We start from the raw sequence: 7,620 nt of genomic DNA, 5'->3' as shown, positions 1-7,620 counted from the left end.
ACCGGTAGCGGTTGTTGGGGCGGCAGCCACAAAAGCTGGCGCGCCCTGCTCCAAACGGTCCACCACTTCCTGGGCCTCCTGGTCGCCGCGAAGTTGGTCTAGAGCCGCCTGGGCTTGGCTTGCCTCGCTGCGTAGCTGGGCCAGCTGCTGCTCCTGACTGGCAATCAACCCATCGAGCTGACGCCGAGCCGCTGCCAGTTGATCATTGAAGCCACCGGCGAAGGCATCCAGCTGGCCCTCCACCAACTGGACGGCCGCCAAAGTATCGCTGGTGTCGGCTGTTTGGGTAACCAGATCGCGGCGCAGGTTGGCCTCTAACTGAACGCGAGCCTGCTGGGCTGCAGAGAGCTCAGCCTGCAAAGCCCTAATTTTTGCGCCCGCCTGGGCTGCGGTTCTGTCCTGTTCGCCCTGGAGCGACTCCAACGCTGCCAGTGCCGCCGCCGCCTCGGCGCGAGCCTGGGCCAGCTGCTGGCTAGCCCCCTCGTCAACCCTGGCTAGGGCAGCCTGGGCCGACTGGGTGGTGCGCTGCGACTGCTCCAGCGCCCGTCCCCGTGCGCCGACCCCAGCCTTGGGGGAGCGCAACAACACCACGCCAAAAGCGGAAAACACCAGTGGCGAAACCAGCACCCAATAGGTGTCATTGCTGATCTCCTGGTTGCCCTCGCGGGCGGCCTGCTGGCCCCGCATCAGGATCAACAGAAACAGCACCACTCCCAGCCCAAGGCTGAACAGGCCCACCATCTGGCGTTCGCTGAGGCTGGAGCGAGTTTTGCCACCGGAGGAAGCCATTGCCGTCATTTCAGGCGGACTAACCCTAGGCAGACTTCCGGGACTGGTCTGGTAACAGGCTCTTCAAGTGAGGCCGCGATCACCAGCGAAGAGATAGCGCACCAAACTCAGCATCAGCACGATTAAAAACAATGCCAAACCAATCGTGCAGGCGTAGCTGATCTCCAGCTCGGCAAAAGCCTGGTCGTAGACGTAGTAAACGAGGGTGCGGGTGGAATCGGCAGGGCCACCTTGAGTCATTAAATACACCTCTTCGAACACCTTGGTGGCCGCAATTGCGGAAATGACCGCCACCAGGGTGATGTAGGGCCGCAGCAGCGGCAGGGTGATGTCTAGGTGCTTGCGCAAGCCCTCACTGCCATCGAGGGCCGCCGCCTCGTAGAGATCGGGGGAGATGCCCTGGAGCCCGGCCAGAAAGATCACCATGTAGTAGCCGAGGCCCTTCCAGAGGGTCACGAGCATCACCGACGGCAGGGCCAGCAGCGGCGAGGTGAGGAAACCGATGGGATCGAAGCGGCTGCCCAACAGGGCGGTGAGCCAGCCGTTTATCAGGCCGTTTTCGGCATAGATCCAGCGAAAGGCAATGGCCGCCACCACGATCGACACCAACACCGGGGTGTACAGAGCACCGCGAAACCAATGGATCCCAGGCAACTGGCGGTTGACCAGCACGGCTAGGGCCAGGGCGCCGACCACGATCGGGGGCACCACTCCCAGCAGATACAAAAAGGTGGTGCCGGTAACCCGGAAAAACATCGGGTCGGCCACCAGGCGCCGGATATTGGCCAGGCCAACGAAGCGCAGCGGCTCGCTCACATCGAGGCCGGCCTGGCTGAAGCTCATCACCAATGCCATCGCTGCCGGGATCAGCACCGACAGCCCGATCAGCACCAGGGCAGGGATCAAAAAGCCCCAGGCCGTGGCGGTGCGCTTGCGGAGATTGGCCTCGCTCATACAAGGCAAAGTACCTGGGCTAGATAATGATCGCCCTATGGATCTGCAAACGATCAGGGTGGAGCTGCAGGCTTCCCCTTACCCGGTGATCATCGGCTCGGCAGCCCTGCTGAGTCTGGGCGACCAGATTCGGGGTCTGGGCTTTAAAGCAGGCACCAAGGTGCTGCTGGTGACCAACGCCGTGGTGGAAGCCCATTACGGCGCCACTGCCCTGCAGAGCCTCAGCGAGGCGGGGCTTAATGCCAGCACCCTGGTGATCGAGGCGGGAGAAGATCAGAAAACCCCAGCCACCGTGGGGCTGATCCATGACGCAGCCTTTGCCCGACGGCTGGAGCGGGGCTCGCTGATCGTTGCCCTTGGCGGTGGCGTAGTGGGTGACATGGCGGGATTTGCGGCAGCCACCTGGCTGCGAGGCATTGCCGTGGTTCAGGTGCCCACCACCCTGCTGGCGATGGTGGATGCGGCGATCGGCGGCAAGACCGGCGTCAATCACCCAGGCGGCAAAAACCTGATCGGCGCTTTTCACCAGCCGCGCCTAGTGCTGATCGACCCCAGCAGCCTTGCCACCCTGCCGGAGCGCGAATTTCGCGCTGGCATGGCCGAGGTGATCAAATACGGCGTGATCGGCGACTCCGAGCTGCTTGCCGAGCTTGAGGCGAACGGCCCTCAGCTGGCCAGCTTGAACACATTGTCAGCCGAGCTGCTGCAAAGAATTCTGGTGCGCTCCGCCGCCGCCAAGGCGAAGGTGGTGGCCGCCGACGAACACGAAGGGGGCCTGCGGGCGATCCTCAACTACGGCCACACCCTGGGCCACGTGGTGGAGACCCTCTGCGGCTATGGCACCTACCTCCATGGCGAAGCCGTTGGCTTGGGCATGCTGGCGGCTGGCGAAATCTCCCTGGCCATGGGCCTGTGGAGCGCCAGCGACAAGGCGCGCCAGCGGGCCGTAATCGCCGCAGCAGGTCTGCCGCTGGCCTGGCCAGCCCTTGATCCCGACGCCGTGCTGGCCTGCCTGCAGGGCGACAAGAAGGTGAGGGAGGGTCAGGTGCGCTTCGTGCTGCCCACCGGCATCGGCAGGGTTGAGATCCGCAACGACGTCAGCGAAGCAACCATCCGCAGCGCCCTCGCCAGCTGCGCCTAAAGGGCGTTGCGGGGTGGGTGGCCGTCGCCGCGCAATAGCTGGCGCTCCCAGCGATTTAGCTGCCGCAATAGCAGGGCGCTGCCGCCAAGCAGCACCAGCAGGGTCAACCGGGCCGTCAGCCCGGGCAGCCAGGCCGCCAGCAGCAGCTCCACCCCCAGGGCCACCAGCACTAGCGGCCGCCAGCGGCGTATCTGTCGCAGGGCACCGGAGCAGGCACGGCAGTGGCGGGTGTGGCTGTCGTAGCGATCCATAAGGGCTGAGCGACCCAGCCGGGGCGGCAGGGCGGAGCCTGGGCATGGCTGGCCAGCAAAATCTTTGACCCATTTGTGCAACGCCCGCACGTAGATGTCGGCGCTGGTGGGCAGGAAGCTCGCCTGGTTTTGAACCCGTTCCTGCCAGTGCAGAAACACCTGGTCGTCTTCGAGCACCGTGTGGTTACCGATGTGCTGCAACCACACCGGCCGAGCCCGCAGCAGGAGCCTGGGCAACAGCGAGCGGAACTGAAACGGAAAGCGGGCAAACAAGCGGCATTCCCCAGCCCGGATCGGCGTGGCATACACAACCGTGAGAAAGCGGGCAAATCCCTTCGCCGTGAGGTCGTGCCACATCAGGCCCGGCGCCTGAAAGGTGGTGAACTGGCTGCCCAGGCGCCCCCGGCGCGGGCCCTCGGGCCAAGTGGCGGTGAACCCCTCCGGCCCGAAGCTTGTGAGCTCGGCCACCACCGGAGCGGCGTTCTGGCGCTTACCCACCGTGCGGTGGTGGGTGAAGGGCACATGGCTCACATCGAGCACGTTCTCCAGCAGGGTGAGGGCATCCATCGGCAGGTCGCGGAAGGTGTCCTGCACCAGCCAGCCGGGTTCCTCGAGCACGGGCACCAGCGGCAGGGGCACCGCCGCAGCCGTGGCCGGGTCGCCGGCAAACACAAACAGCAGCCCCTGGGCGCTGGCTGTGGCGTAGCGGCGGCAGGAGCTGCGTGGGTTGGCGTCGATTGCGGCTTCGGCCTGGGGGATCGCGGTGCAACTGCCCTGGGCGTTGAAACTCCAACCGTGATACGGGCACTCCAGCTCACCCCTTTCGTTGAGGCGGCCTTCGCTCAAGGGCACGAGCCGGTGGGGGCAGACGTCGGCAAAGGCGCACCACTGCTGGCCTGCAGCGTCCCACCACAGCACCAGATCCATCTCCAGCAGGGTGAAGGCCGTGGGGCGGCGAGGGTCGAGATCCTGCAGATAGGCCACCGGATACCAGCGCTGCAACCAGTGCTCCTCCCTGATGCTGGAGGTGGGATTGGCAGGAGCGGGGATCACCATGGGGTGCGGCAGCAACTGGGGAGAGCCGGTGGATCGATGATGGCGCGCTGACCCGCAGCTCCGCTCAACTAGAAGCCGAGGTGTAGAAGCGCTGGGCGTAGCGCCACAGCAGGCGACTGCCAGCCAGGCAAAGCCCGGCGGCCAGCAAAGAACCGAAAGCCCAGATGGCCGAACCCCGACCCAGCAACGCCTCGGCGGGCACGGTGGTGAGGAAGGCCACCGGCAGCACAAAGGTGAACAGCAGCCGCAGCGCCGGCGGATAGGCACTCACCGGGTAGCGGCCAGCCACCAGGGTGTAGCGCAACACCTCGGTGGCATTCCACACCTTCACAAACCAGATACTGAGGGCCGCCAACACAAACCAAAGGCTGTAGAGAATCACCAGGGCTGCAAACAGCAGCGCCAGCGAGAGCAGCACGGGCCCAGCCGCCGGCAGGCCGGATGGAGCCCCAGGACCCCTGTTCAGCAGGGCCCAGGCGATCAAGCCAAGGCCAGCCAATATTCCTGGCAGCCCCCAGGGCGACACGGTGCGGGCCGACAGCCAGAACTGGCTGTCAATTGGCTTGAGCAGCACGTAGTCGAGGGTGCCGGTCTGCACGTGGTTAACGATGCGGCTGAGGTTGGGCTGCAGCACGCAGGTGGTGAACCCATCCAGCAGCGTGTAGAGGCCCAGCACCACCAAAGCGCCACTCCAGCTCCAGCCACCCAGCTGGGGCCCACCACCAAACAGCAGCTGCAGCACAAAGACGCTGCCTGCCAGGTTGCCCAGCACCGACAGCAGCTCGATCCAGGCATTGAGCGGGTATTCGAGTTCGGCCGCCAGGGAGGTGCCCCAAAAGCAGCGCAGGCTGCGCCAGTAGCGCGCAAACTCCCTCACGCCCCCATCGCCGAGTAGCGGCGCAGGCCCGCCCGCCACAGCCAGTGGCCGATCGGCAGCAGCAGCAGGCACCAGGCGGCGATCGCCCCAAAACCCAAAGCCACATTCACCGGTTCGCCGGCCAGCAGCCGGGCGGGGAAGTCGACCATCCAGGGGAAGGGAGTGGCCAGGGCCAGCCGCCGCACCGCTGGAGGAAAGGTGTCCAGGGGTGCAACTATGCCAGACAAAAACAGATAGGGAATCATCAACAGCCGGTCGAGGGCCGCTGCCCGCTCACTCCAAAAACAAAGGGTGGTAACGAGCACCTGCAGCAGAAAGCGCAGCAAAAAGGCCGCCACAATCGCCAGAATTCCCAGCAGCAAAGCCCCCGCCGACGGCAGCCACAGCAAGCCGGGCGCCGCCAGCCCCACCACCAGCACCATCACGGCCACAAACGGAATTCGAGACGCCTGTTCACTGAAATGGGCCGCCAGGTATCGCCAGAGCGGCGAAAGCGGCTGCAGCAGGAAGGGCGACAGGCGGCCCTGCAGGGCGTCGTCTTCGAACACCTGAATCAGCCAAACCACCGTGAACTGGCGCACCACAAAGGCAGCAAGAAAGTAGTGGCTGAGCTGCTGGGGTGAGAGGCCAGCCGCCGCCGCCGCGCCCGAGCCGCTCCAGACGCCGAGCATGATCAAGGGCAACACCCCAGATAGGGCCCAGAGGGCGATCTCGGCCCGGTATTCGAGCATCAGCGCGTACTGACTGCCCAGCAGCGCCCGCGCCACCCGCCATGCCCAGCTCACTGGGAAGCCCCGGAGTTTGAATCACGCTGTCGGAACAAACCGCCGATCAGCTCCTCCACCGGCGGATCACTCACCTCCAGATCCACCACCGCAAAGCGCTCCAGCAGCGCCGCCACCTGCTCGGCGAGCTGGGCCCGCGGCACCAGCAGCCGCACCAGGTGGCCCTGATGGGCCTCGAGCTGGCCGAAACCGGCAAAGGCCTCCGGTGGGTGGAGGTCGGCAAGCTCCAGCCGCACCTGGCGGCAGGGGGCCAACCGCTGGGTGAGATCGGCCAGGGAACCGTCGTGGAAGAGCTGGCCTTGGTGGATCAGCAGCACCCGCGGGCAGAGGGCGGTGATGTCACCCATGTAATGGCTGGTGAGCAGCACGGTGGCGCCGGTGCGGCGGTTGTAGTCGGCGAGGAAATCCCGCACCCGCGCCTGGGCATTCACATCCAGACCCAGGGTGGGCTCATCGAGAAACAACACCGCCGGCTCGTGCAGCAGGGCCGCCAGCAGTTCGGCCTTCATCCGCTGGCCCAGGGAAAGCTTGCGCATCGGTCGCCGCAGCTCCTGGCCCAGCTCCAGCATCTCGGCGAGTTGGCCAATGCGCCGCTGGGCCTCCGCCTCCGCAATGCCATAGACAGCGGCATTAACCCGCAGCGAATCGAGGGCGGGCAGGTCCCAGATCAGCTGCTGGCGGTTGCCCATCACCAGGGTGATCTGGCGCAAGAAGCGGGCCTGACGCCGAAAGGGCTCGTGGCCTGCCACCTCCAGCTCGCCGCCGCTGGGGTGGATCAGGCCGGTGAGCATCTTCAAGGTGGTGGTCTTACCGGCGCCGTTGGGGCCCAGGAAACCAACGATCTCGCCCGGCTCGATTGTGAAGCTGATTCCATCCACCGCCAGCACATCGCGATGGCGTCGCCGCAGCAGATGTTGGATTGTGCCGGCCAGGCCAGGCTGCTTCTCGCTAATTCGGTAGGTCTTGCTCAACCCGCTGGCGCGAATGATTGGCCCTGCCACAACGTTTTGCAATCAGGCTCACCGTAGGCAGCCAGCTGGGCTGTTTAAGGTTTAGGCACCGCACACCCGCAGCCTCTAAGACGATGACAAGCGTTGACTATCAGTGTGCTGGCCCTGGCTGAAGCGCAGCCTGCTGCCAGCCAATCCCCCAAACGAGCAACATGGTGCTGTGATGGCGGAGATGCAGCGATGAGCCTGGTGGCAGTGACGGGAGCATCCGGAAAAACCGGCTGGCGCGTAGTGGATGAAGCCTTGAAGCGGGGCCTGGCAGTGCGGGCGATCGTGCGGCCCGGCTCGGTGCTGCCAGCGGCCCTGGCTGAAGCAGAGCAGCAAGGGCGGCTCGATGTGCGGCGTCTGGATCTCAGTGCCACCGAGGCCTTGCATGCCGCCCTGAGCGGCTGTGACTCCCTGGTGATCGCCACTGGCGCCAGGCCATCAGTGGATCTGGCCGGCCCCCTCAAGGTGGATGCCTTCGGGGTGCGCGACCAGATCCGCGCCTGCCAGGCAGTTGGCCTGAAGCGGGTGGTGCTGGTGAGTTCGCTCTGCGCCGGTCGCTGGCAGCACCCCCTAAACCTGTTTGGCTTGATCCTGGTGTGGAAACGCCTGGGCGAGCGCTGGCTTGAAGAAAGCGGACTCGACTGGACCGTGGTGCGCCCCGGCGGCCTCAGCGAGGACGACAGCCGCAGCGAAAGGGAGGGGGTGGTTTATTCCGGCCCCAACCAGCAGGAGAGCAGCAGCCTGCCCCGCCGCCTGGTGGCCCGGGTGT

At 65.5% G+C, this 7,620-nt stretch carries 8 protein-coding genes; 2 read left to right on the top strand and 6 right to left on the bottom strand.

What is annotated here, in order from left to right:
- Positions 1 to 789 (bottom strand): hypothetical protein (locus KBY74_RS12540; RefSeq protein ID WP_254942979.1); only part of this gene is annotated, 789 nt, incomplete at its 3' end.
- Between the two features lie 63 nt (positions 790 to 852).
- Positions 853 to 1,743, bottom strand: a complete 891-nt coding sequence (locus KBY74_RS12535; RefSeq protein WP_254942978.1) for a carbohydrate ABC transporter permease — start codon at positions 1,741 to 1,743, stop codon at positions 853 to 855.
- 37 nt (positions 1,744 to 1,780) lie between these two features.
- On the opposite strand from KBY74_RS12535, the gene aroB reads away from it, so the two are divergent.
- Positions 1,781 to 2,884 carry a 3-dehydroquinate synthase gene (gene aroB, locus KBY74_RS12530; RefSeq protein ID WP_254942977.1) on the top strand — a complete coding sequence of 368 codons (1,104 nt, stop codon included), beginning with the start codon at positions 1,781 to 1,783 and terminating at the stop codon, positions 2,882 to 2,884.
- Here the strand turns inward: aroB and KBY74_RS12525 are convergent.
- From KBY74_RS12525 to KBY74_RS12510, 4 genes are all read right to left on the bottom strand, one after another.
- On the bottom strand, positions 2,881 to 4,191 hold the full coding sequence (locus tag KBY74_RS12525) for a Rieske 2Fe-2S domain-containing protein (RefSeq protein ID WP_254942976.1): 1,311 nt from the start codon (positions 4,189 to 4,191) through the stop codon (positions 2,881 to 2,883). The genes aroB and KBY74_RS12525 overlap by 4 nt on opposite strands.
- A gap of 64 nt (positions 4,192 to 4,255) precedes the next feature.
- Positions 4,256 to 5,068: an ABC transporter permease gene (locus KBY74_RS12520; protein WP_254942981.1), complete on the bottom strand. Its 813-nt coding sequence runs from the start codon at positions 5,066 to 5,068 to the stop codon at positions 4,256 to 4,258.
- Positions 5,065 to 5,799, bottom strand: a complete 735-nt coding sequence (locus KBY74_RS12515) for an ABC-2 family transporter protein (protein ID WP_254930774.1) — start codon at positions 5,797 to 5,799, stop codon at positions 5,065 to 5,067. The genes KBY74_RS12520 and KBY74_RS12515 overlap by 4 nt, the downstream gene beginning before the upstream one ends.
- A 50-nt stretch (positions 5,800 to 5,849) precedes the next feature.
- A complete protein-coding gene (locus tag KBY74_RS12510; RefSeq protein ID WP_254942980.1) occupies positions 5,850 to 6,842 on the bottom strand; it encodes an ATP-binding cassette domain-containing protein in 993 nt (330 codons plus the stop codon).
- A gap of 201 nt (positions 6,843 to 7,043) precedes the next feature.
- On the opposite strand from KBY74_RS12510, the gene KBY74_RS12505 reads away from it, so the two are divergent.
- Positions 7,044 to 7,620: SDR family oxidoreductase (locus KBY74_RS12505; RefSeq protein ID WP_254942975.1), on the top strand; the 577-nt coding region annotated here is incomplete at its 3' end.

This window comes from Cyanobium sp. A1C-AMD (genome assembly GCF_024346495.1).
In the GTDB taxonomy this organism is placed as follows: domain Bacteria; phylum Cyanobacteriota; class Cyanobacteriia; order PCC-6307; family Cyanobiaceae; genus Cyanobium_A; species Cyanobium_A usitatum.
This window is presented reverse-complemented; position numbering and strand designations above follow the sequence as displayed.

Excerpts from the sequence above, each read along its gene's own strand:
- aroB (WP_254942977.1), top strand. The coding sequence starts at position 1,781 with ATGGATCTGCAAACGATCAGGGTGGAGCTGCAGGCTTCCCCTTACCCG.
- KBY74_RS12525 (WP_254942976.1), bottom strand. The coding sequence starts at position 4,191 with ATGGTGATCCCCGCTCCTGCCAATCCCACCTCCAGCATCAGGGAGGAG.
- KBY74_RS12515 (WP_254930774.1), bottom strand. The coding sequence starts at position 5,799 with ATGCTCGAATACCGGGCCGAGATCGCCCTCTGGGCCCTATCTGGGGTG.
- KBY74_RS12535 (WP_254942978.1), bottom strand. The coding sequence starts at position 1,743 with ATGAGCGAGGCCAATCTCCGCAAGCGCACCGCCACGGCCTGGGGCTTT.